Raw genomic sequence first — 24,273 nt, 5'->3', positions numbered from 1 at the left:
ACAGCAGATTTTAGGTTTAATTTCAGAGCGTAAAATGCTATGATTTTATTAATTATAGAAACGTTTATAGGGAGTGTAAGTGACAATAATTTCTATAATTCGCGTGATTAAGTATGACAGGATATTGATCAGTTTTGTCAATATATTGGTTTTATTTTGCAGCAGTTCCGGAGTAATTCTCTCGCATTGACCAATAATTTTAATCAGTTGTGCTCGGTACATTGCAGAGAAAGTTACTGAATCGATTTCCAAATTCATTTCAATACTTCCATAAGAGCTCAGATTATTCAAATTAAATGAGCCTACTGTAGTCCAGCATCCGTCTATTACAGCAGTCTTCCCATGCAGAATCGATTGTTCCCATTCGTACAATTCAATCTTGTAACTCAGCAATTTTCCGTAGAGAAAGCATGTAGCGCGACGGGTCAGCGGAAGGTCTGATTTGCCGGATAGTATTAATTTTATTTCCACTTTATTTTTGGATGCTTTTCTGAGAGCGCGTATAATTCGAATACCCGGCAGAAAATAACTGCCTACGATAATGATTTCTTTTTTGGCAGTCCGAATTGATTTAATATACGCGTCACAAATTTCATTTTTTCCTTTTAACCAATCATTCTGGAGGATGCGGACACTTGCATCTCCTTGCATCTGAAATTCTGATTCGGTTTTTTTATTATTGGGTCGTCTTTTTTTGAAATAAGTGACATTGCAGAGCTCTCGGAGGCTTTTTGCGATTTCACCGTTGACTTGAATCGCATAATCGAGCCAAGGTGCTTCATGCCTTGTACCATGATATTTGTCAGCTATATTTATGCCACCAATTAATGCAGTTTTACCATCGGAGACTACAACTTTTCGATGTAATCGTCTGCCAAGATAAAAAGTGTATGATGAAAACAACGGTGCAAAAAACCGAATATTTATGCCACACTGCCGCAGTTCTTTGATCGTTTCAGCCGGAAATGTGAGAGATCCTAATCCATCTAAAAGAATATAAATGGAAACATTTTTAGCAGCTGATTCTTTCAATGCCTTTATAATTCGCCTACCTGTTGCATCATTGTCAAAAAGGTACATCTGAAGATGGATTTCAAATTGAGAACCACAAATAATAGCTTCTAATCTGGAAAAAAAATCTTCGCCACTGTTAACAAGTTCCAGATTTTTAGCGGTCGTAAAGTCATTTTTAGTTTTTGACATGCGTTGCATCTATTTTAACTTCATGAATCAAAATGAATTCCATCAGATTTTCTATATCTAATGTGCCGGCAAGTTCATTATTCTCCATAACCAGCATTAATCTTGATTTATTGAGTTCGAGTAACTCAAAAACATTTTCCAGTAAGGAATCGCTATCGAGATAAGTCAAATTCCTGTCCATTACATGATGAATTAATTCCTTTTCCCCTGCTGTCGAAAGTCCTTTTATAATTTGGTCGCGATTAAGCGTTCCAACTGGAATACCATTTTCCAGAATTAGAAAATTCTTATTTTGACTGTCCAGCAATAAGCCAACTGCCGTTTTAATTGTTTCATTTAAATCAATTGTCTGATAGTTTTTCATGACCACATCCTTGATTTTAAAACCTTTCAACATGAATTTTGACTCGGTATAATCAGCTTCAACCTGTGCGCCGATAATAACAAAAACACCGATAAAAATCAAAAAAGGGGAGATGAAAAAACCAAAAATAATAAAAAGCATTGCCAGAAACTGACCAATACGGGCCGAAATTCTCGTGGCCACATGTCTTTGCAATTTAAACGATAACAGTGCTCTTAAAATTCTGCCTCCGTCCATGGGAAATGCTGGAATTAAATTAAAAAAGGCCAGCCAAAAATTAATCAAAAAGAAGTTAAGAAAAAAATTATCCGCGTTTACTCCTTTAGATAATTCATTCATCATTTGCTCAGTAGTTTGAGGAAACGTGATAAAAATTCCCGTAATAAACGCCAGTGTGATATTGACCAGAGGTCCGGCAGAAGCGACTATTAATTCTTCGAAAGGCTCTTCAGGAATCTTTTCCAGACGCGCTATCCCGCCAATAGGTAAAAGGGTGATGTCCTTCGTAGCAATATTAAAATTTTTAGCTGCTAAAGCATGACCTAGTTCATGTAAAATGATAGTAACAAATACAGCTAAAATAAATACAACAGACCATATTATCTGGTTGATATTATGCTGAGCTTTGTAATTAATGAAAATGATAAATAGTATGAGTAAGGAGAAGGTCCAATGAATAAATATACCAATTCCTGCTATTTTTGCGAGTTTAAATGATCCTTTCATCTTGTCAGATTTTAATCCTATTAATCACAGTGTGTTAAAAAATATGTTACTAAATATACATGTAGATTCGTTTAAAAAGCATTATGAAAATCGTATTATTTCACTTCATTTTCAGAAATACCATTGTAGGCCCAAGCGTTTAGGTTTGCAATCGTGTGATGTGCAATTTGTCCTAATGCCTCTTTAGTCAAAAAGCCCTGATGACCGGTAATCATAACATTTGGATAGGAGCGGAGCTTGAGAAATAAGGCATCATTGATCGAAGAATCGGTGTGATCCAGAAAAAATATCTGTCTTTCTTTTTCATAAACGTCCAGACCAACTGCAGCCAGCGTTTTGTCCTCTACAGCTGCTACTAAATCTTCTGTATTTACAATTTCTCCTCGGGCGGTATTAATAAAAAACATTCCTTTTTTCATGAGGGAAAAAGTAGTTTTGTTAAACATTGCTTTTGTCGTTTCGATAAGCGGACAATGAATGGATAACACATCTGAATTTTTACAGACCTCCTCGAGTGATGCATATACAACAGGGATTTCGCTCATTAGTTCCTTGTTCTCTTCAATGTCAAAGGCCAAAATTTCACAGCCAAAACCATGTATAATTCGCGCGAAAGCAGCTCCAATTTTACCCGTTCCCACAACACCTATTTTTTTTCCGTGCAAATCAAAACCCACCAGATGATCTAATCGATAATCGCCAATTTGCATTAAGGTCTGGCCTAAAATTAGTTTTCTGTTTAAGGCCAATAATAAAGCTACAGCATGTTCAGCCGTGGCGTAAGGGGAATAGGATGGCACGTTTGCCACTTTCATCGCTAAGGATTTAGCTCTTGGTAAATCAACCTGGTCGTAACCCGCTGAACGAAGGGCAATATATTTTACACCGCAGGCATAGAGTTTTTGCAAAACGATGTCTGAAGCATAATCAGAAGTGAAAAGTGATACGGCATCAAATCCGTTAGCCAGATCTACAGTGTTTTCATTCAAGGTCATTTCTGTAAAAACCAATTCGTGATTCCCATGGGCGGCTTTTTCCAAAAATGGCTTTTCAAAATTAAAGAGACTATAGACTAATACTTTCATTATTAATGTTTTTTAAGATCAGTAAATAAAAGCAAATATGGACCAATAATAAAATACAAGAAACTGAAAATCAATAAATTGTATAATATTTATCTAAAAGATAGCTATGTAAAGTTACATTATTTTAAAGCAAAATAATTATATAAATGTATTTTTTGAATGTGAAAGTCAAAAATGGTTATTAAATTTTTAAAGTGCTTTTTGCCCCAATACTATTTGGCAAAATGGTACTATTCGTACATTTCCGGATGCATAATTTAGTTCGGTTTTAATTCCCTGTTCTTGTCCTTACGGCAAAATAAATGCTTATGGCAAATGCGGTAAAAAAGACAATAACCGTTGAAATATCAACTAAATTTTCAGAAAAATTAATTCCAGTTGTTTTCAGTATCAAAAAATGAATATAGGAATTACTTTCATCGGAATAGCCCATAAGCCGCCGTATTTTCCAATGCCAATCAGTCAGTGGGCAATAGCCAAAGCCGTACCATATTCCCAATACAAACCACGAAAAAGCGGTTAGTGACAAAGTGATTAAATTTGCACATCGCCATCGTGGAATAATCCAGCCAAAAACATTGAATAAGATGAGAACGATATGAAACACAATGAAAAAATAATCGATAAAATGCAATATAAATTTATTCATAATAATGCTGATATCACGGCGATGCTATTTTTTTTTACGGGAAATATATGATACTAGGGCTTCTAATGTATTGATTTTTCCATAATCCTCTTCCGGAATATCTATTCCTAATTGCTCATTCAAGGCGACGATGAATTGCAACGTATCAAAAGAATCAATAGCGAGAGTTTCCCGAATATTTTCATCTGCTTTCAATTCCGAAGGTTCTGTATCAGGAGCAATCCGCTTCAGCAATTGAAAAATAGTTTTTTTAATTTCTTGTTCATTCATAATGATTCTGGATTTTGTAAATATTTGTTCAGTGAAACTAAAAACCCACTGCCAGTAAGTCCGTCGGTAGCGCGATGATCACCTGCCAGTGTTACGAAAATTGAAGAGCGAATTCCTAACATGCCGTCCTGCGCAAACGGCTGTTCCGAAATACTTCCAAAACCAATTATCGCAACCTGGGGAGGATAGATAACTCCAAAAATCGTATCAGCTCCGCCGTCACCTATATTTGTTATTGTTACAGTGGAATCACTTAATTCCGAACTGCGTAACTTCAAAGCTCTTGCTCTGGGGATAATATCATTGAGGGCCTCCATAATTTCATCAACATTTTTTAAACTGGCCTGATGTATGGCGGGAACAATTATTCCGCCGCTGCGTAGTGAAACCACAAAGCCAATATTGATGTCTTTTTTTTGCTGCAAACCATCGTCCCAAATCGCATTCAAATCCGGAAATTCAGTTAATGATTGCGCGGTTGCTTTTATCAGCAGAACAACAGGAAGTAGCCGTTCTTTTACCGTTCTTTTACTGTTTACCTCTTTCAGCCAGGTTAGTGCATTTGTCATATCTATTCTTTTTCCGAGATAATAATGCGGAATTTCCCTGTTCGATTTGCTCATCGCAGCTGCTACAGCAGTACGAATCGATTCAGCAACGGTGCCAGGTTTTTCTGGTGCAACAGCTACTTCCTGAGTCTTTTCTTTTTCAGTTATATCTCTTTGTGCTAGAGTCTTTTCTACATCCTCTTTGGTAATGGCGCCCTCGGGTCCGGTTCCTTTTATTAGCGACAGGTCAATTTGGTTTTCGAAAGCAATTCTTTTGGCAAATGGAGAGGCTTTAGTATGAATTTCTTCTGTTTTTTCTAAGGAAATGGGTTCCAATATCCGTTCTTCTGTCGGTTGTAATGCAACTGGTTTTTTCTCCGGAATCTTTTCTTCTTCTTCTGGTTCTGAAGCAATTCCACTCGGGTTAATTAATGCCAGTGCAGTTCCTACGGGCACTTTGGCGCCTTCGGGAATCAGCAATTCTCCGATGATTCCTTCGTCAAAAACTTCAATTTCAATGAGTCCTTTTTGCGTTTCCACTTCGGCAATAATATCGCCGCGTTTGACCGTATCGCCTGGTTTTTTCTTCCATTCGATTAAAGTACCCGCTTCCATATCAGCTCCCAGACTCGGCATTAAAAATTCAATCATGGCGTATCATTTTTTTTACTGCATTTATAATATCGTTTTTTTGCGGAACTGATGCTTCTTCCAAATGCAAAGGGTAGGGAATAGGGACCTCGACACCGCACAACCGCTGTACTGGCGCATCCAGATCATAAAATACCTTTTCCATAATTCGAGCGCTGATCTCTGATGAAATACTTATCGAACGCCAGGCATCTTCCACAACGAGAACCCGATGCGTTTTAGCAACTGATGCAAGAAACGTTTTTTCATCTAAGGGGCGTAAAACCCGCAAATCAATAACTTCTGCATCAATACCGACGGTGGCTAATTCGGCTGCAGCCTCCAGACATTTATAAACACCTGTTCCATAAGTAATAATCGAAAGGTCTTTTCCGGTTCTTAATACTTTGGCTTCGGTAATGTTTACGGCAGCTGAATTTTCTGGAATTTCTTTTTCCAAGTTAAGCATCGAGGTATATTCAAAAATAACAACCGGATCCGGGCTTTGAAGCGCAGTGCGCAACATCCCTCTGGCATCTTCATGCGTACCTACCGATAAAACAATTAATCCCGGGACATGGGCATAAAAGGGTTCCCAACTATGAGAATGTTGTGCGGCCAGTTGCCGTCCAATGCCGCAGCCCATTCTTATAACGATAGGAATCTGTAATTGTCCGCCGGACATATGCTGCAGGGTTGCTGCATTATTAATTATCTGATCCATCGGGAGTAATCCAAAATTTATGGTCATTACCTCAACAATCGGCTTCATTCCGGTCATAGCAGCGCCAATTCCGGCACCTACAAAGCCTGATTCGGAAAGCGGTACATCCATGATGCGATCGGCTCCAAATTCCTGTAACAATCCTTTACTCACAGCAAAAGCACCACCATAACGGCCCACATCTTCGCCCATCAAAAAAACGCGTTCGTCATTTTGTAACGCATCACGAATTCCTTGCCGGAGGGCCTCACGATAGGTGATGGTAATTTTATCGTTATTCTTTTCCATGGTTTGAATCGATTATTTAAATGATTAGCTTTCTTTCCAGCGTTTTAATAGCGGTAAAATGTTGATAGCTTCATGAATAACATTTTCTTGAAGATCCAATTTTTTCATTTGGTTTTCCACGTTGTTTTTCATTTCAGTCAAAGTCATTTTTGGATGTTTGAAAGCTCCGTCTTCGTAGCAATACTTGCAATAATCAATACTTTTTAAGCCATTTTTCTCAGTGCCTTTTAAAGCTTCGGTATCAAGTGGCAAACCGCAACTTTGACATAAAATTTTATTTTCCATTTTTTTCCTATTTTAATAGGGTTCAATTGATTTGCTTTCAGACTTATTTTTATCATGTACATCTCGAATCCAGCCTACCAATTCCTCATTAATTTCCTCATCCGTGAAAACATCAATACAATGGAGGAAACGGTTTTTTGACATTGGAGTAATTTGTTTGATTCGTTTATTTATAACTTTATGATTTAAACTGAAATCGATACTAATTTTGTCTTTGAATACTTTGACAGCTGCAAAAGTGAAAGTGCTGACAAAATGAATGCAACATTCAAGCGATTCAATTTTAAAACGATCGAATATCTTTTCGAGCGAAAATTTTAATTTTTTATATAACAATTCTCCATTGCTTTTCTCTATAAAATGTTGTTCTATTGGATATTGCTTGCAGGAATGACTTTGATTTATTTTTTCAAATTGACGTCCTCATTTTGGACATTCCTATAGTTCTATTATGTCGGTTTTATTTCTCACTGTAAACAAATTTGGTTAGTTGGTTTAAAGGTTCCCAGGTTCCTGCTTCCGCAAATGCTACTGCTTTTTCAATTTTTGCTTCAATTTTATCCTCAAAAGCAGCGATTTCCTGATCCGTAATCCATTGCTGTTGCAAAAGAAACTGCTCGAATTGCGGAATCGGATCCCGTTTTTTCCATTCCTCGACTTCATTTTTGTCGCGGTATAACTCGGCATCAAACATCGAGTGGGCACGAAAACGATAGGTGTTGCAAACCAATAAGTAGGGCTTACCACTAATTCTTACTTTTTCTACAGCTGAATTGGCGGCTTGCATCACAGCCAATAAATCCATTCCGTCCACTGCAGCAGCTTCAATTCCATAAGCCGCGCCTTTTTTTTCCAGTTCGGTTACGGAATGAGAGTATTCTATGGGTGTTCCCATGGCATACAGATTGTTTTCACAAACAAATAAAACGGGAACTTTCCAAAGTGCTGCCAGATTCATCGCTTCGTGAAATTCTCCTTCAGCGGCGGCTCCTTCACCAAAAAAACAACAGGTAATATTTGTTTTTTTCTGTTTTTTGGACGCCAATGCCATTCCAACAGCTATCGGAAGATGGCTAGCTACAATAGCGTTACCACCATAAAATTTTTTTGATGCATCAAACAAATGCATGGAACCGCCCCGACCTCGGCTGCAGCCTTCCACTTTTCCATACATTTCCGCCATGATAACATCTGGGTCAATGCCGCGAGCCAACGCATGACCATGTTCGCGGTAGGTGCTTAACACATTGTCTTCATCAGTTAACGCTTGAATTACGCCAACAGCGACCGCTTCTTCACCAATATATAAATGCAAAAAACCCCTGATTTTGGCTTTGGTGTATTGCTCTGCTGCTTTTTCTTCAAACCGTCGAATGAGCAGCATTTGATACAAAAGGAGCAATCCTTTTTTCGCATCCATGGGTTTCTGCATTGTGACTAATGGTAACATATCGTTTTATTTTTTAAAGTTGTTTTACATTCCAAAGGCATAGTAATAATAAGTTGGGTCACCGGCATATTTTCCTTCGAGCATTATCCCACCTTGTTGTGCTTCAACTGTCTCCAGGAAAGATTGAACGGTCGACACCGCCCTGTTGTTTACGGATGTAATTACAAACCCTTCTCGTATAGCGGTATATTTTTTGAGTTTTCCATCATAAAGTTTGGTGACTTTTACTCCGTTTCTGACTTTGTAATTTTTTTGATCTTCCATGCTAATTGCAACGAGTTCAATGCCCAGATCCTTGAGTAAATCGGTTCTTGTACTTTTTATGATTTTAGGACTTTCCTGTTGTATTTTGAGTGTGGCAGTAAGTTCTTTTTTCTCTTTACCGTTTCTAATCAGCGTAATTTTTATTTTATCTCCCGGGCGTTTTCGCATGACAATCTCCTGCAATTTTGAAGCTGTTACGGTTTCCATATTATCAATGCTGATGATTACATCTTTGGCTTTAATGCCGGCTTCTTTTGCGGCTCCGGTAGCCGTAACGCTGTCAACATAAACCCCGTTGGCACGGTCAATATTGATCTCCTTTGCAATGGTGCTGTTCATGTCACGGATAATGATTCCTAAAACACCTCTCTGAACCGATCCAAAATTCATCAGATCATTGGCCACTTTTTTTACAATCTCAGCAGGGATTGCAAAAGCATAACCCGCATAAACCCCAGTAGGTGTTGCTATTGCGGTATTGATTCCGATGAGTTTTCCATCTAAGGTCACCAAAGCGCCGCCGCTGTTACCCGGATTGGCGGCGGCATCGGTTTGTATGAAGGATTCAATGGCTCCCTGTTCTCTTAAAATATTTATATTTCGGGCTTTGGCACTTACAATTCCGGCAGTCACTGTTGACGCCAGATTAAATGGATTTCCCACGGCTACGACCCATTCTCCAACTTCTATGCTGTCACTGTTGCCATACATAATAAAGGAGAGGTTTTTTTCATCAATCTTAAGGAGCGCCAGATCGGTCTGCGGATCATTACCGATTACTTTACCGCGATAGGAACGGCCATCAAACAGAGTGATATTAATCTCATCGGCATCTTTTACCATGTGGTTGTTGGTGATAATATAGCCGTCGGGAGTCAGTATCACTCCGGATCCGCTTCCGATGAAAGGCTCGGAATCATATTGCGGAGATTGGGGAATTCGAAATTTAAACTGTCTGAAAAAAGGATCGTCTTTAAAAAAATCTTTTAAAGGATCAGGCATATTATGAAAATCATCGCCATCTTGGTACTGCTGCGTCTGTGGTTTAAAAGTGCATTTAATATGCACCACTCCGGGTGTCGCTATTTTGGCGGCTAATTTGAAATCTACATTGCCAGTGTAAGAGGCCTTAGCAGAGATAGGAATTGCACTTTTCTGAATCGCAGCAATGTCTTTTTCATCTTTCTTATCCTGAGCGTGACATCCCTGAAATAGCAGAAAGAGGACAAACAAATAAATTTGTCGACTTTTGGGACCCGTTTTCTTAATTGTCATCATGACTGAAACTGATTTAATAAAAATTAGTATAACGTCTCACTTATATCTTGCTTTAAGTTACCAGATTTGATAAGCTTTAAATTATTTTTAGTTTTGTTCCAATGTAGAAAGATCTCCTTCCGGCAATCCGAGTTCACGGGCTTTTAATAATCGTCTTAAAATTTTTCCGCTTCGGGTTTTGGGTATACTTTCCACAAATTCAATTTCTTTAGGAGCAACAGCTGGACCCATTTCTTTCCGTGCAAAACCCATGATCGCCATTTTGGTATCTTCATTCGCTTCCTTTCCGGTTTTTAATACGACAAAGGCTTTTACCATTTCCCCAATAGTGGGTTCCGGTTTACCAATCACCGCTGCTTCAGCCACTGCCGGATGTCGCATCAAAGTGCTTTCCACTTCAAAAGGCCCCACCATATGACCCGAAGTTTTGATGATATCATCGGCCCGACCGATAAACCAAAAATAACCATCGGCATCTATTTTGGCCAGGTCTCCGCTGAGGTACCAATCGCCAATAAAACATTTTTTATACCGTTCTTCTTCATGGATATATTCCCGAAAAAGCGATGGAAATCCTTTTTTCAGAACCAAATGTCCTTGAATTTCAGGTTGTGTGATAAGTGTCAGTTGGTCGTCATTTATTGCTGCAATGGCAATTTCTACTCCCGGTAATGGTTTTCCCATCGAACCGGGTTTTACGACCATCGACGGATAATTTGCAATCATAATACCGCCCGTTTCAGTTTGCCACCAATTGTCTAAAATTGGGATACCAAAATTTTCCTGTCCCCAAATCACGGCTTCGGCATGAAGTGGTTCGCCAACACTGAGTATCAATCGAAGATTTTCGAGATTATACGTGTTTTTTGGCTTTATATCCATCCGCATCAATCGTCTTATAGCAGTGGGAGCGGTGTACCAAATGTTTATTTTATGTGTTTCAAGAAGCGAATACCATCGGGAAGCATCAAATTCTGCTTCATCAACAATGCAGGTGACACCATTGATTAAAGGAGCAATAATTCCATACGATGTGCCCGTTACCCAACCCGGATCGGCGGTACACCAATAGATATCCCTTTCGTGAAAATCGAGTACATACTTGCCCGTTATATAATGCGTAAGTGCAGCCTGATGCACATGTAACACCCCTTTTGGCATTCCTGTAGTGCCACTGGTGAAATGGAGCAGTGCTGCATCTTCCGGATGCGTTTCCGCAATGATAAAATTATCTTTTGCCTCTTCCATAAGTTTTGAAAAAGACAATATTTTCTCTGAAACAGGCTCACTCACATCGGTGAGAATGATGTAACGAAGCGAAGGAAGTCGTTCCACTAATTGCTTTACGGTCTTTTCATATAAAGCGGATGTGGTTATTAAAACCGATGCATCGCCCCTGCTGAGTCTTTGAAAAACAGGCTCAGGGCCAAAGACAGAAAATAACGGACAAAATACTGCAGTATATTTCAACGTTCCCAAAGCGGTAATGTATAGCTCTGGAATTCTTCTTGCCAGCGAGAAAACGCGTTCCCCTTTTTGGATGCCCAAATTCTGGAGGACATTGGCGAATTTTGAGGTTTGTTTTTGCATTTCAGCATAAGTGAAGTCCTCAAAACTGCTGTCTTTTCGAATAAAGCGAAGCGCTACGGTATCTTTGAGATGACCGTTTGCATGACGATCAATCGCTTCGTGAGCGATGTTTAATCCTTTTCCCTCAGCAAGTCCGCTTAATTCCTTAGCAGTATTTTCCCATGAAAAAGAAGCCATAACTTTTTTATAATCCAATAGATGGTGTTGTATTTTATTTTTGATGGAAATCATATCGTTACTCTTTAGGGATAAGACTCTGCTCAACAATTATTTCGGGTTCTAATCGAATGGTTGTTTTAACTGCGCTGGAAATCAAACAGGCCTTTTCGCTCATCTCCAAAAGACGTACTGCCTTTTCTGGTTTTTGTGAAAAGTGGATGACGACTTTTGGTTGTAAGATGATTTCGGTTACTGCGTATTTGCCATCAATCAGGTCGACATTGCAAATGGATTTGCTTTCAAAGCTTGAAAATTCAAATTTTGAGTTCTCGGCAATTGATATAAAAGTTGTCATCAGACAGCTATTTATCGATGCTGCAAATAAATGTTCGGGGGACCAGATTCCTGCAATTCCTTTAGGAAATTCTGGAGGTGTGGCGACCTCAATATTTTGGGGCAAAACAGGGGAACTTAAAAGCCCTTTTCTGGTGCCTGTCCATTTTAAATTTACTTCGTAAGTATGCATTTTTATTGAGTTTTTAGTTTGAATATGAAGTAGTAAAATTATTATTGAGCCACAAAACCACCATCCACGGCCATCGCGTGTCCGGTAACGAAGGAAGCTTCATCGGAACACATCCAAACCACGGAATTGGCTATTTCTTCGGGCTGACCAAAACGTCCCAGCGGTTCTAAACCTTTAAATTGTTCAATTGCTTCTTTCGTTTTTCCGGTAAGTCGGTCAATCATTGGCGTTTGTATGACGCCGGGACAAACAACGTTTACACGGATTCCGAGTGTAGCGTATTCTAAAGCAGCTGTTTTTGTTAATCCGATAACACCATGTTTAGATGCCACATAAGCGGGTAATCCGGCAAAACCAATCAGTCCGGCTACTGAAGAGCAATTGACTATAGCTCCGTTGCCTTGTTTCAATATTTCGGGAATTTCATATTTCATGCAGAGCCAGATTCCTTTGAGATTTATGCCAATGGTTTTATCCCAATTTTCTTCTGTACAATCAAATGTATTTGCTCGTGTTCCTTCAATTCCGGCATTATTGAACGCATAATCTAATCGACCGAAGGCAGCAATGGTTTTTTCTACCATCGTTTTTACGTCTGCGGTTTTGGAAACATCGCATTTGATAAAAATAGCCTCACTGCCCATTTCTTTGATGAGGTTTACCGTTTCATTGTTTTCAATCCAATCCACAACGGCGACCTTGGCTCCTTTTTTGGCGAAAGCAAGTGCCGTGGCTTTCCCAATTCCAGAGGAACCTCCGGTTACAATAGCCACTTTATTTTTGAATGCTGTTTCCATAATTGTATTTTTTTTACGTTAGAATTTTTCTTTTTGTTTTCTTTTCCGCTTCCAAAATATTCTCGATTCCTTTTATCAAAGCATCGGGATTAAATGAAATACTGTCAATTCCTTCGTTGACCAAAAAATTGGCAAATTGTGGAATGTCGCTCGGTGCCTGTCCGCACAATCCCACTTTTATTTCAAAACGTTTGGCGACCCGAATCGTTTCTTTAATTAAATATTTTACGGCCGGATTTTCTTCATCAAACAAATAACTTACTAATTCAGAGTCCCGATCCAAACCTAAGGTGAGCTGCGTTAAATCATTGGAACCGATAGAAAATCCATCAAAAAGTTTTGCGAATTCATCGGCCATCAATACATTGCTTGGAATTTCAATCATCACATATACCTGTAATCCGTTGATGCCTTGCACTAATCCGTTTTTGGCCATTTCATTAAGGACATTTTCTCCTTCTTCGACGGTTCTGCAAAAGGGAATCATCAATTTAACATTGAGAAGACCCATTTCGTTACGTACCTTTTTCATGGCTTCACATTCTAAAGCGAAACCTTTTCGGTAAAAATCACTGTAATAACGTGAAGCACCGCGGAAACCAAGCATAGGGTTTTCCTCATTGGGTTCATAATATTTTCCGCCAATCAGGTTGGCATATTCATTACTTTTAAAATCACTCATTCGTACAATCACATCTTTTGGATAAAAAGCGGCGGCAACAATAGATACAGCTTCGGCTAGTTTATCAATGAAATAATTTTTGGGATCATCATAGCCTTTGGTTAACGTTGCTATCTCAGCAACGATTTTTTCATCGGTTATTTTTTCAGGTTCGCACAAAGCCAGCGGATGAATTTTGATGGTATTCGAAATCGCAAATTCCATTCGCATCAAACCCACGCCCTGATTTGGATAATGACTTAATTCAAAAGCTCTTTCCGGATCGGCAAGAATCAGCATCGGGTCTGTCTGGGGCATTTTGAGTGTGCTGAAATCCTGTTCTGTAATTTCCCATTTCAATTTCCCGTCATAGATATTTCCTTCTTTTCCTTCTGCGCAGGACACCGTAATTTCCTGACCGTTTTTTATCACCGAAGTAGCATCACCGCAACCTACCACCGCAACGGTTCCTAGTTCTCGGGCTACAATGGCGGCATGACTGGTGCGTCCGCCTTTATTAGTAATGATTGCCGAAGCTCTTTTCATGATGGGATCCCAATCCGGATTGGTTAAATCGGTGACTATGATTTCACCATTTTGCAGTAAATAGCCTTCCTGAGGGTTGTTCAGAATTCTGGCTTTTCCGGAAGCAATCTTATCGCCAAGGGCAATTCCTTTAGTCAAAAGTGTGCTTTTTGCTGTGAGTTTATAAATTTCGCGGACTTTCTTATTTGCTTTTCCTTGAACGGTTTCGGGACGTGCCTGAACAATGTACAATTGGTTATTCAAACCGTCTTTTGCCCATTCGATATCCATTGCTTTGTTATAATGTTTTTCGATTTTATAACACCATTGTGACAGTTGGATGACTTCTTTATCGTTTAGCGAAAATTGAATTTGTTTTTCAGTGGGTGTATCAACGTTAACAATAGTATTTTCGGCTGAGGTACTTTCCGATTTATCGGCATAGATCATCGTGAACTCTTTTCTCCCGCACTGTTTTTTTAGAATTGGATTCAAATCTGGATTTTCCAAAGTGGGCTTGAAAACCATCCATTCATCGGGAGTAATGGTACCTTGGACAATATTTTCTCCTAATCCCCAACAACCATTGATGATAACCGTATTTTCGAACCCGCTGTCCGGATCAATGGTAAAGGCCACTCCGGAGGATGCTTTATCGCTTCGCACCATTTGCTGTACGCCAACGGAAATGGCAATATCTAATTTAGCAAAATCCATATCGTAACGGTATTTTATGGCACGGTCGGTAAATAAGGAAGCGTAGCATCTGCGAATAGCTACGAGCAACTGCTGATCTCCGTTAATGTTCAAAAAAGATTCCATTCTGCCTGCAAAACTTGCGGTTGGTAAATCCTCCGAAGTAGCGCTGCTTCGTACGGCAACATCCAGATTGCTGCTGCCGCATTGATCGCTGAGCGACTGGTAAGCGACTTTTATTTCATCTCGGATTTCCTCTGGAATAGTTGCTGTTAAAATAAGATTTCTAGCTGTTTCTCCAATGAAAGAAAGATTAGAAAACTGTTTTGTATCCAGTGACAGCAACAAATCCTCGAGAGGTTTATTCAGATTATTTTCTTTACGGAATAGCCTGTAGGCTTCGGCGGTAACAGCAAAACCATTGGGAATGCCGATGCCTATTGGATTGAGTTCATTGTACATTTCGCCGAGAGAGGCATTCTTGCCGCCAACTTGACCAATGGCCTCGATGCCAATCTGGTCGAAAAACAGGATGTGTTTGTAATTTGCCATTTCGTATGTTTTTTAATTAGAAGCAGACTATTAGTAGCATTCCAGAACGGTAACAATAGAAAATAGTTGGGGCTAATTCATCCGACAGTATAATTTTTAAATTCAGAAGAAAATTGAAAATTAGCCGTCGTTTTATGGTTAGAATAAGTAGAATGTTGTAGGTACTGCAACTTATTTAAACCGATATTGTAAATTTAATAAATTAAAATTGTTTTTCGATAAAAAATAATATTTAAATGACTGCTGGTCAGTATTTTAAAATTAAAAAGAAAATATTTTTTTAATTAAAAGTAGAGAAAGCAATCGTTTTTAAATTCACGGAATAATTTGCAGAGCTATAAAAATACTTTCGGTATTTGCATTTAGATCTTCCAAGTATCCAGCAAAAATTTTCACAAATTCATTTTTTTCGCAAAGGTAAAATTGTTGACTAAAGTCGGATATGTAATCTTTAAGATAGTCACGTTCAATTCCTCTTTCGATATATCCCGGAACATTCGCTCGTGTAAACATTTTAACAAAATTATCCTTGTGCATCTGCTGCAGTTCTGTGACCTTAATTACATCTTCGGAAGTTTTATTTCTTTAAAATATTGGGTTGTTTTGAATTCAATTTTTTGAAAGAGGTTTCAAAAGATGGAAGTAAACGACGTGATTACAGAACCTACTGCTGTAAAAAGATCCGGATCTTTGTATTGAATTGCGGCAAAGACATCATGCGGAATCAACTCGGCTTCCGCATTTATACTTCTTAGCATATTGTTAACGCCGAGATAATCGGCGCATCCCGTAATCGGAAACTCGACACAGTATTTTCTCCTTAAACGAGTAAAGGTAAAAGGGCGTAACTGGGAAATTCATAATGGGAGGTTATTTTTTTATCAAAATTAAATAGTTTTACAAGCAGCTTTTCAGGCTATTTCTTTACAACAATTTTAAAAAAAAACACAGCTGAATTTAAGATTTTCTATATTTCTTCGGTTGGTACTATTGATCTGTTGCACGCTTTTAATGTAAATTAATGCGAAGCTTGCCAACTAATTAATAGTGTTTGGAATATTAAATTTGAAAAGCAACTAATTATTCAAAAATAATTTTATTTTTGTGTGTTAAATACCTTTAGAAATTCATTCAAAAAAATTAGAATAAAGCTTTAAAATAAATAGTATTTAGTGTTTATACTCAATTTAAAAATAATTTAAGATCTGCTTATTAAGATTAATTCCCAAAGATGAAAAAAGTTCCGTTGCCATTAAATGAATCTGACCGGCTTGCAGCTCTTGAAAGTTATACTATTATGGATTCTTTGCCTGAAAAAGCATATAATGCTTTAACGCAGCTAGCCACTTATATTTGCGGAACTCCAATTGCATTAGTTAGCTTGTTAGATAAAGAAAGACAATGGTTTAAATCAAGTGTCGGACTGGGAGCATCTGAAACACCAAGAGAAATTTCTTTTTGCCAGTATGCCATTATGGGCGAGGAAGTATATGAAGTGAAAAACGCTTTAGAAAATGAATTATTTGCAGATAATCCTTTGGTTACCGGTAATCCTGATATTCGTTTTTACGCAGGAGCACCTCTTAAAGATGCAGATGGTTTTAAGTTAGGAACTCTTTGCGTTATCGATACAGTTCCCAGGGCCTTGAGTGAAGATCAAAAAAATGCTTTAAAATTATTGGCAAACCAAGTCGTTTTATTATTGCAATTGCGCAAAAAAAATGCAGATTTGATTAATACCCAGAAAGAATTTCAGAATTTCATCGACCTATCAAAGGATTTGGTTTGCATTGCTAATGTGAACGGATTTTTTTATAAAGTAAACCCTGCTTTTACTACTGTTTTGGGATATTCGAAGGAAGAATTGGAAGGGACGCCTTTTGTTAATTTTGTTCATCCGGATGATTTAGCGGCAACCGGTCTTGAGGTGGAAAAACTTGTAAAAGGAGAGCTGACCATCAGTTTCGAAAATCGTTTTCGATGTAAAAATGGCGAATATATTGTGTTAAGTTGGAACACCTCTCCGGATCCAGTTACTGGCAATTTATATTGTATTGCCCGAGACATGACTTCAGAGTATCAGCAGAAAGAGAAATTGGTAAAAACCAGTAGCGAATTATCGGCAATCCTTAATTCTACGGATTTTTCAATAATATCTTCCGATTTAGATGGAACGATTAAAGAATTCAACAGAGGCTCGGAGATATTACTTGGATATAAGGCAGAAGAAGTAATTGGAAAAACTACTCCATCTATTTTTCACTTATGGGATGAAGTTGTCAAACGAACAGAAGATTTATCAGTTGAGTTTGGAAAAGATTTGGCGCCTGGGTTCGATACATTTGTATTTAAAGCGAGAGAACTAGGAGTTGCCGACTCTTATGAGTGGACGTATGTACGAAAAGACAGTAGTTTGGTTCCAACAGTTTTATCGGTTACGGGAATAAAGAATCGTGAGGGTGAACTAACAGGTTATTTAGGAATAGCTAAAGATATTACTAGAGAAAAAGAAATAGAGCTGAATTTAAAAAACAGCAATACATTATTAGATGAATCGCAAAGTATTGCTAAAACAGGAAGTTGGAAATTTGATTTAGCCACGAAGGATTTGATTTGGTCGAAGGGTAATTATAAAATTTTCGAAATTGAAGAATTACCTGCAAATAAATTATACGAAGCATATCGAAAGTTACTACGTCCAGAAGTCTTAACAAGTTTGGACCTAGCGATAGAAAAAAGCATTAGCATTGGGCAGAATTTTGAGTTTATGACCGACATTGATTTTCCTGACAACAGAGTAAAACATATTTGGACACTAGGTGAGGTTATTAAAAATGAATTTGGACAGGTAATTGGTGCTCAGGGAAGTACTCAGGACATTACTGAAAAAAAGCTGGCAGAACAAAGTTTGATAAATAGCAATAAATTATTAGATCAATCGCAAAGTATTGCTAAAATTGGAAGCTGGAAATTTAATCTAATCACAAAAGACCTTATGCTGTCTAAAGGACATTACAGCGTCTTTGAACTAGACGGTGTTCCGGCTGATCAACTCTATCAGGCGTACAGGAATAGGATACATCCTGATGATGTTTCGCAGCTGGATCAATTAGATCAAAAAGTGATGAAAACGGGTGAAGATTTTAAAATTAATTATAGAATTTTATTTCCCGATAACCGGATAAAATATATTTTAGAAATAGGGCAGCCTTATAAAAATGAGCAAGGAGAAATAGTTGGTTTGCAGGGATCAATTCAGGATATAACAGAGAAAACGCTTGCAGAACAAAAGATATTTGAAAAGTCTAAAGAAATTATCGATATCAAATCGGCCCTAGACGAATCAGCAATTGTGGCTGTTACCAATCAAAAGGGAATATTTACTTCCGTTAATGATAATTTTTGTGCGATTTCTAAGTATTCCAAAAAAGAATTAATTGGACAAGACCAAAAAATTATTAATTCAGATTACCACACCCCAGAATTTAGAAGAGAGGCTTTCGTAACCATCGCAAGTGGGAATATTTGGAGGGGAGAAATAAAAAATAAAGCAAAGGATGGCTCTTTTTATTGGGAAAGCACCACTATAGTTCCTTTTTTAAACGAGAAAGGTAAACCATATCAGTACATTGGTATCAGTACTGATATTACTCAGGAAAAATTAGCAAAAGAGAACTTAAACAATGCGCTGACAGATCTTGAAAGAAAAAATAAAGAGCTCGATCAGTTTGCTTATATTGTCTCGCATGACCTTAAAGCACCGCTACGAGCAATCAACAATTTGTCGGAATGGATTGTTGAAGATATGCCTGAAATGCCGGATGATGTAAGCGCTAACTTTGGCTTATTGCGCGGACGCATTGTGCGAATGGAGAACCTAATCAATGGCGTTTTAGACTATTCCCGCATTGGCCGGACAAAGATAGAAAAGGAACGCACTGATTTAATAAAAATATTAAATCAAGTCATTGATTCTGTTGTTCCTGTCGAAGGATTTGAAGTGATTGTGGGGGCAAACATCCCGACAATTACCACAGAAAAAATACTTATCGAACAAGTATTTAGTAACTTGATAAGCAACGCGGTAAAATATAACGATAAAGCTATTGGAAAGATAGAATGTCAATATGAGTCCTTGCCTGATTTTCATCAATTTTCTATAAAAGACAATGGTCCTGGAATTGCTGAAGAGTACCATAAAAAAGTATTTAAAGTTTTTCAAACTATTGAGGCGCGCGATAAAAAAGAGAGCACAGGAATTGGATTGTCAATTGTGAAAAAAATAATTGAAGAAAAAGGAGGTAATATTTATATTGAATCCGAAGTTGATCAAGGTGCCAATTTTATTTTTACACTTCCTAAATAAATCAGTATGAAAGTCCTTGAAGATAAATGCGAGCTACAGCTTGCTGCGTTACAAAAAGAATTTGATGAGTTTGTGTATATTGTTTCGCATGATATAAAAACTCCCATGCGAGCTATTGTAAACCTCACATCATGGATTGAAGATGATTTAGGCAGCAATGTTGAGCAAGATATTTTAGACAACTTCAGTCTACTAAAAAATAGAGTGGAACGGCTTGAAAGAATGATGAATGCGCTGCTGGAACTTTCGCGTGTCAATACATCCAATATGGAGCTGTATGAGGTTGACATTGCAAAGTTGGTCAGCGATTGCACCGAAATGATAGATAAGAATTTAAATGTCGAGTTTCATATTACGTGTAATTTAAAGGATGTTAAATACACTACTTTAGGAAAAAAATTAGAAAAGATAATTTACAATTTAATTAATAATGCCGTTCGATTTCACGATAAAGAAAAAATGAATGTGTTTATCGAAATCAGTGAAAATGACGCTGATCTTGAAATAAAAATTAGCGATGATGGTCCCGGTATTCCGGATGAATTAAAAGACAAAATTTTTTCCATATTTTATACTATAAATTCAAAAGATGTTGTAGATTCGACCGGTGCAGGATTAGCGATTTGTACTAAAATAATAAAAATGGTGGGAGGTACATTAGCTTATTATCCGGCGGAAAATGGAGGTTCACTTTTTAAATTTGATTGGCCTAAAATAATTAAAATCGAAAAATTAAAATTATGATACAAAAATTGGTGAATATTTTATTGGTGGAGGATGACTTGGTTGATGTAATGAATGTCAAAAGAGCCTTTGCAAAAAATAATATTAAAAATGAACTTTTTGTAGCGGGTAATGGGGTAGAAGCACTGGAAATGTTGAATAACATGATTGTACCTTTGCCTCGAATTATTATTTTGGATATTAATATGCCAAAAATGAACGGAATCGAGTTTCTGAAAAATTTGAGGGATACAGAGAACCTGAAAAATATATCAGTATTTGTGATGACTACCTCTAATGAAGACAGTGACAAATTTGACGCTTACAATCTCAATGTTGCAGGTTATATTTTGAAACCCCTGTCATTTGAGAATTTTATTGCATCGGTTGCGACACTTAAAGACTTCTGGCAATTGTGTGAAATGTAATTTTTATAATTTTTCTTGATGAGAAACTATAATATTTTATTAGTTGATAGTTGTAAAACGGATATCGAGTACACAAAAAATGCTTTTTCTGTACTCGATATCAAACATACTTTATATACTGCTGAAACGGAAATCCAAGCTTGGGCGATGCTTCAGGGCAATAATAAATTGACACCATTACCTGAAATTTTAATTATTGACATAAATGAGGAAGGTATAAACGGTATAGATTTATTAAGGAAAATACGAATCCATCCGGATTTAAAATCAATACTGGTGTTTGTGATTACAGCTGCTGACAATGAAGAAAATAGAATTGCAGCTATAAATTTAAACATAGCCGGATATTTTAGAAAACCCATTGAAAAAAAAAATTTTCCTGATTTTTTTTCAATTCTTAATGATTATTGGAACCTCGTCGAATTTCCAAGTAAAAAATAATGGATACTATGGCAAATGCCTTAAAAATATTGATAATCGACGATGACAAAGTTGATTTGGTCACCATAATTCGATCGATATCGCATTCTGGTATAATCGCCGATGTAGAAAGTGCCTTTTCAGCTAAAGAAGGTATCGAGAAAATTAAATCAATACAGTATGATTTAATATTCCTTGATTATATGATGCCGGACAGTGATGGAATATCTTTCTTGAAAAAATTGAAAGATTTAGGAATAGAGACTCCAGTTATTTTTGTCACCTCACAAGGAGATGAAAAAATAGCCAGTCAGGCCATTTTAGGCGGTGCTTCGGATTACATTCCAAAAACATTATTGACTCCGGACGGTATCTCACAAAGCATTAGAAATGCACTGAAACTTTCCGAAAGTCTGAAACAGAGAAAGAAAACCGAATTAGCTTTAAAAATTAATGCTAACCGACTTGCCGAAGCGCAAGAATTAGCCAAGATTGGAAGTTGGGAAATAAATTTAGCTGATAATGAAGTGTTTTTCTCGGAGCAATTCTACACTATTTTTGAAATTAATTCAAATTGTCAAGCGTCTATAGGTCTTTTAAAATCGAGACTTATTAAACCTGACGATGTTGAACTTTTTGAAACTAATCTGAATTATGTTAAAAAAAATAATTCAGAAGTACAGTTCAGCCATATTCTTACCTGTAAAAATGGAACCATTAAATACATCAATGAATATATTAAATGTCTGAACGATGAAAATAATGAACCGGTCAAAATTTTGGGGACCATTCAAGATATCAGCGAGCAAAAAAATATCGAAAATGAATTGATACTTGCAAAAGAGTTGGCGGAGCAATCAGTACGCGTAAAAGAGGAGTTCCTGACAAATATGAGTCATGAAATCCGCACGCCAATGAACGGAATTATAGGATTCGCCCGAATTCTGGAAAGTACAAATCTGGACAGCGATCAAAAACAAAGTGTGGATGCCATTAAAAGAGCGAGTAAAAATTTATTAGTTATTATTAATGACATTCTTGATTTTTCTAAAATAGACGCAGATAAAATGACATTTGAAGATGTAAATTTCTCCTTGTCTAAAAATATAAATTCAGTAATTGAGTTGTTATCTCCAATTTCAAAAGAGAAAAAAATAAAATTATTGTTTGAAATTGATCCGAAAATACAAGATTTTCTAATTGGTGATACCACAAGGCTTTCACAAATCTTGATTAATTTAGTAGGAAACGCATTGAAATTTACCGAAAAAGGATATGTGGAATTAATTATTACTCAAGAGGAGGAAACTGAAACGGAAACTTTTATTCGATTCAGTGTAGTTGATACCGGGATTGGAATCGCAAAAAACAAGATTGATTCGATCTTTGAGAGTTTTAATCAGGCTTCTCATGGAACGGCTCGAAAATTTGGAGGGACAGGCTTAGGTCTTACCATTACCCGCAAGCTAATTGAATTGCAAGGCGGAGTGATAACGGTAAAAAGTGAAATTTCAAAAGGGAGTGAGTTTTCTTTTTTACTTCAGTTTAAAAAAGTCCAGAAAGGAATTTTACCGATTGCAAAAGCGAAAAAAGAACGATTATCTGCTAATTTCCTAAAAGACACTAAGATACTCTTGGTCGAAGATAATGAGCTGAACCAACTTTTAGCGATTAAAGTATTTCAAAAATGGGAAAAAGAAATTGACATCGCTGATAATGGAAAAGTAGCCATCGAAAAAATAGAAAAGAACAATTATGATATTATTTTGATGGACATTCAAATGCCAGAGATGGATGGGAATGAACTTACAAATTACATACGAACGAATATGGGATCTAAAGCAAATATCCCAATAATTGCATTGACGGCTCATGCCACATTGGCCGAAGAAAAACGAAGTTTAGAGAATGGCATGAACGATTATCTCTCTAAGCCATTTGATTTCAATGTGTTGCTCGAAAAACTATACAATAATCTGATGAATGTAGAAAGTGTACAATCGGTTGATTTAATAGTACAAGAAGAGATTTCAGAAAAATTGATTAATTTTGCCTACTTAAATGAATTTGCTGACGGAGATCCCGATTTTATCGGCAAAATGGTTTCCTTATTTTTACACAATGCTCCTCTGGCTTTGCAAAGCATACTAGAGTCTAATGCGATGGATGACATTAAAGTTTTGAAAGCTGAAGTGCACAAAATAAAATCCTCCATTGGTTTATTAGGAATAAAAAAAGCATCCCAAAGTATCGAAATTATTGAAAACGAAATACAAATTGATCCATTAGGGCAGAAGAGAAAAGAGGAAGTTGAACAATTGTACGAAATCTGTCAGTTGGCTATTCGCGAATTGGAAACAATACATGGTTTCTCCAGATTAGAGTCAACTTGCAGTTCAGAATTAGATTAAAAACAGCAGAAGTGTAATTATAAATTGATAATCATAGCAAAACAGTGTTTTTAGAAGATGAAATTACGATAATTAATACTTAGAAAAATGAAAATATTAATAGCTGAGGATGATGAGATGATGCTAAAAACTATGGAGTTTAAGCTGATTCGTGAGGGATATGAGGTGATTTCATGTGCTGACGGGCAGGATGCACTAGTGAAAATCGTCTCTGAAAAACCGGATTTGATATTATCAGACATAGAGATGCCGTTTGCTTCCGGATTAGATATCGTAAATCGGGTAAAAATAGAGTTAAAACTGAACATTCCAATCATTATATTATCCTCCGTTGGATTAGAGAAAACCGTATTACAAGCCTTTGAATTGGGAGCTGATGATTTTATCACAAAGCCTTTTAGTCCTAATGAATTGATAGTAAGAATAAAACGACTGTTGATCAAGCACTAATTTCTAGCAGCACTTTTTATCGAACAAATAATAAAGAAAAACCAAATCACCATATAGGTGCATTAGGTTTTTTTGCGTTATAATTCTATCAGTTTTGGTAATCGATATGCATGAACTTGCGACATATTTTAAACATTAAAAGCATCATAGGCTGCTGTTTTTTATTTTCGGGCCGGAGGTGGTTTAATTATACACTTTTGCGCGC

Annotated in this window: 23 protein-coding genes; 6 read left to right on the top strand and 17 right to left on the bottom strand. The window is 37.0% G+C overall.

Going from position 1 to position 24,273, the window contains the following annotated elements:
• Window positions 1–48 precede the first annotated feature (48 nt).
• The 17 genes from E0F89_RS05130 to E0F89_RS17425 form a co-directional block, all read right to left on the bottom strand.
• A complete protein-coding gene (locus E0F89_RS05130; RefSeq protein WP_165929980.1) occupies window positions 49–1,203 on the bottom strand; it encodes a phospholipase D-like domain-containing protein in 1,155 nt (384 codons plus the stop codon).
• Window positions 1,190–2,293, bottom strand: a complete 1,104-nt coding sequence (locus tag E0F89_RS05125; RefSeq protein WP_131908779.1) for a site-2 protease family protein — start codon at window positions 2,291–2,293, stop codon at window positions 1,190–1,192. The genes E0F89_RS05130 and E0F89_RS05125 overlap by 14 nt, the downstream gene beginning before the upstream one ends.
• A 95-nt stretch (window positions 2,294–2,388) precedes the next feature.
• On the bottom strand, window positions 2,389–3,378 hold the full coding sequence (locus E0F89_RS05120; RefSeq protein WP_131908778.1) for a 2-hydroxyacid dehydrogenase: 990 nt from the start codon (window positions 3,376–3,378) through the stop codon (window positions 2,389–2,391).
• A gap of 268 nt (window positions 3,379–3,646) precedes the next feature.
• Window positions 3,647–4,027, bottom strand: a complete 381-nt coding sequence (locus E0F89_RS05115) for a DUF2784 domain-containing protein (protein ID WP_131908777.1) — start codon at window positions 4,025–4,027, stop codon at window positions 3,647–3,649.
• Window positions 4,028–4,051: 24 nt separating this feature from the next.
• The gene (locus E0F89_RS05110; protein ID WP_131908776.1) at window positions 4,052–4,297 is read right to left on the bottom strand and encodes an acyl carrier protein; all 246 of its coding nucleotides are present in this window, start codon (window positions 4,295–4,297) and stop codon (window positions 4,052–4,054) included.
• On the bottom strand, window positions 4,294–5,496 hold the full coding sequence (locus E0F89_RS05105; RefSeq protein WP_131908775.1) for a dihydrolipoamide acetyltransferase family protein: 1,203 nt from the start codon (window positions 5,494–5,496) through the stop codon (window positions 4,294–4,296). The genes E0F89_RS05110 and E0F89_RS05105 overlap by 4 nt, the downstream gene beginning before the upstream one ends.
• Window positions 5,489–6,487 (bottom strand): alpha-ketoacid dehydrogenase subunit beta, encoded by a 999-nt coding sequence (locus E0F89_RS05100; protein ID WP_131908774.1) that lies wholly within the window; start codon window positions 6,485–6,487, stop codon window positions 5,489–5,491. Before E0F89_RS05100 ends, E0F89_RS05105 begins: the two co-directional genes overlap by 8 nt.
• 24 nt (window positions 6,488–6,511) lie before the next feature.
• The gene (locus E0F89_RS05095; RefSeq protein ID WP_131908773.1) at window positions 6,512–6,772 is read right to left on the bottom strand and encodes a zinc ribbon domain-containing protein; all 261 of its coding nucleotides are present in this window, start codon (window positions 6,770–6,772) and stop codon (window positions 6,512–6,514) included.
• A gap of 12 nt (window positions 6,773–6,784) precedes the next feature.
• Window positions 6,785–7,108, bottom strand: a complete 324-nt coding sequence (locus E0F89_RS17295) for a DUF5655 domain-containing protein (RefSeq protein ID WP_243699475.1) — start codon at window positions 7,106–7,108, stop codon at window positions 6,785–6,787.
• A gap of 124 nt (window positions 7,109–7,232) precedes the next feature.
• Window positions 7,233–8,222, bottom strand: coding sequence for a pyruvate dehydrogenase (acetyl-transferring) E1 component subunit alpha (pdhA, locus tag E0F89_RS05090; protein ID WP_207915780.1), 990 nt, complete (start codon window positions 8,220–8,222; stop codon window positions 7,233–7,235).
• Window positions 8,223–8,246: 24 nt separating this feature from the next.
• Window positions 8,247–9,764: a trypsin-like peptidase domain-containing protein gene (locus E0F89_RS05085; protein ID WP_131908772.1), complete on the bottom strand. Its 1,518-nt coding sequence runs from the start codon at window positions 9,762–9,764 to the stop codon at window positions 8,247–8,249.
• A gap of 87 nt (window positions 9,765–9,851) precedes the next feature.
• A complete protein-coding gene (gene acsA / locus E0F89_RS05080; protein WP_131908771.1) occupies window positions 9,852–11,585 on the bottom strand; it encodes an acetate--CoA ligase in 1,734 nt (577 codons plus the stop codon).
• A gap of 4 nt (window positions 11,586–11,589) precedes the next feature.
• Window positions 11,590–12,039, bottom strand: coding sequence for an OsmC family protein (locus E0F89_RS05075; RefSeq protein WP_131908770.1), 450 nt, complete (start codon window positions 12,037–12,039; stop codon window positions 11,590–11,592).
• Between the two features lie 41 nt (window positions 12,040–12,080).
• Window positions 12,081–12,836, bottom strand: a complete 756-nt coding sequence (locus tag E0F89_RS05070; RefSeq protein ID WP_131908769.1) for an SDR family oxidoreductase — start codon at window positions 12,834–12,836, stop codon at window positions 12,081–12,083.
• A 13-nt stretch (window positions 12,837–12,849) separates the two neighbouring features.
• The gene (gene ppsA / locus E0F89_RS05065) at window positions 12,850–15,270 is read right to left on the bottom strand and encodes a phosphoenolpyruvate synthase (protein ID WP_131908768.1); all 2,421 of its coding nucleotides are present in this window, start codon (window positions 15,268–15,270) and stop codon (window positions 12,850–12,852) included.
• Between the two features lie 315 nt (window positions 15,271–15,585).
• Window positions 15,586–15,783, bottom strand: a complete 198-nt coding sequence (locus E0F89_RS05060) for a ferredoxin reductase domain-containing protein (RefSeq protein WP_131908767.1) — start codon at window positions 15,781–15,783, stop codon at window positions 15,586–15,588.
• A 116-nt stretch (window positions 15,784–15,899) separates the two neighbouring features.
• Window positions 15,900–16,028 (bottom strand): hypothetical protein, encoded by a 129-nt coding sequence (locus tag E0F89_RS17425; protein WP_262709514.1) that lies wholly within the window; start codon window positions 16,026–16,028, stop codon window positions 15,900–15,902.
• A 473-nt stretch (window positions 16,029–16,501) separates the two neighbouring features.
• Here E0F89_RS17425 and E0F89_RS05055 point away from each other — a divergent pair, with 473 nt between their 5' ends.
• From E0F89_RS05055 to E0F89_RS05030, 6 genes are all read left to right on the top strand, one after another.
• Entirely contained in the window at window positions 16,502–19,636 is a 3,135-nt protein-coding gene (locus tag E0F89_RS05055; RefSeq protein WP_131908766.1) for a PAS domain S-box protein, read from the top strand.
• A 6-nt stretch (window positions 19,637–19,642) separates the two neighbouring features.
• Window positions 19,643–20,380 (top strand): sensor histidine kinase, encoded by a 738-nt coding sequence (locus E0F89_RS05050; protein ID WP_131908765.1) that lies wholly within the window; start codon window positions 19,643–19,645, stop codon window positions 20,378–20,380.
• Window positions 20,377–20,787, top strand: coding sequence for a response regulator (locus E0F89_RS05045; RefSeq protein WP_131908764.1), 411 nt, complete (start codon window positions 20,377–20,379; stop codon window positions 20,785–20,787). The genes E0F89_RS05050 and E0F89_RS05045 overlap by 4 nt, the downstream gene beginning before the upstream one ends.
• Before the next feature lie 18 nt (window positions 20,788–20,805).
• On the top strand, window positions 20,806–21,228 hold the full coding sequence (locus E0F89_RS05040; protein WP_131908763.1) for a response regulator: 423 nt from the start codon (window positions 20,806–20,808) through the stop codon (window positions 21,226–21,228).
• A gap of 8 nt (window positions 21,229–21,236) precedes the next feature.
• Window positions 21,237–23,618 (top strand): response regulator, encoded by a 2,382-nt coding sequence (locus E0F89_RS05035; RefSeq protein ID WP_131908762.1) that lies wholly within the window; start codon window positions 21,237–21,239, stop codon window positions 23,616–23,618.
• An 87-nt stretch (window positions 23,619–23,705) separates the two neighbouring features.
• A complete protein-coding gene (locus tag E0F89_RS05030) occupies window positions 23,706–24,068 on the top strand; it encodes a response regulator transcription factor (RefSeq protein WP_131908761.1) in 363 nt (120 codons plus the stop codon).
• The last annotated feature ends 205 nt before the right edge of the window (window positions 24,069–24,273 follow it).

The sequence above is a fragment of the Flavobacterium caseinilyticum genome, from assembly GCF_004349085.1.
Classification (GTDB): Bacteria; Bacteroidota; Bacteroidia; order Flavobacteriales; family Flavobacteriaceae; genus Flavobacterium; species Flavobacterium caseinilyticum.
Note: the sequence above shows the minus strand (reverse complement) of the source record. Positions and strands in the feature narration are given on the sequence as shown.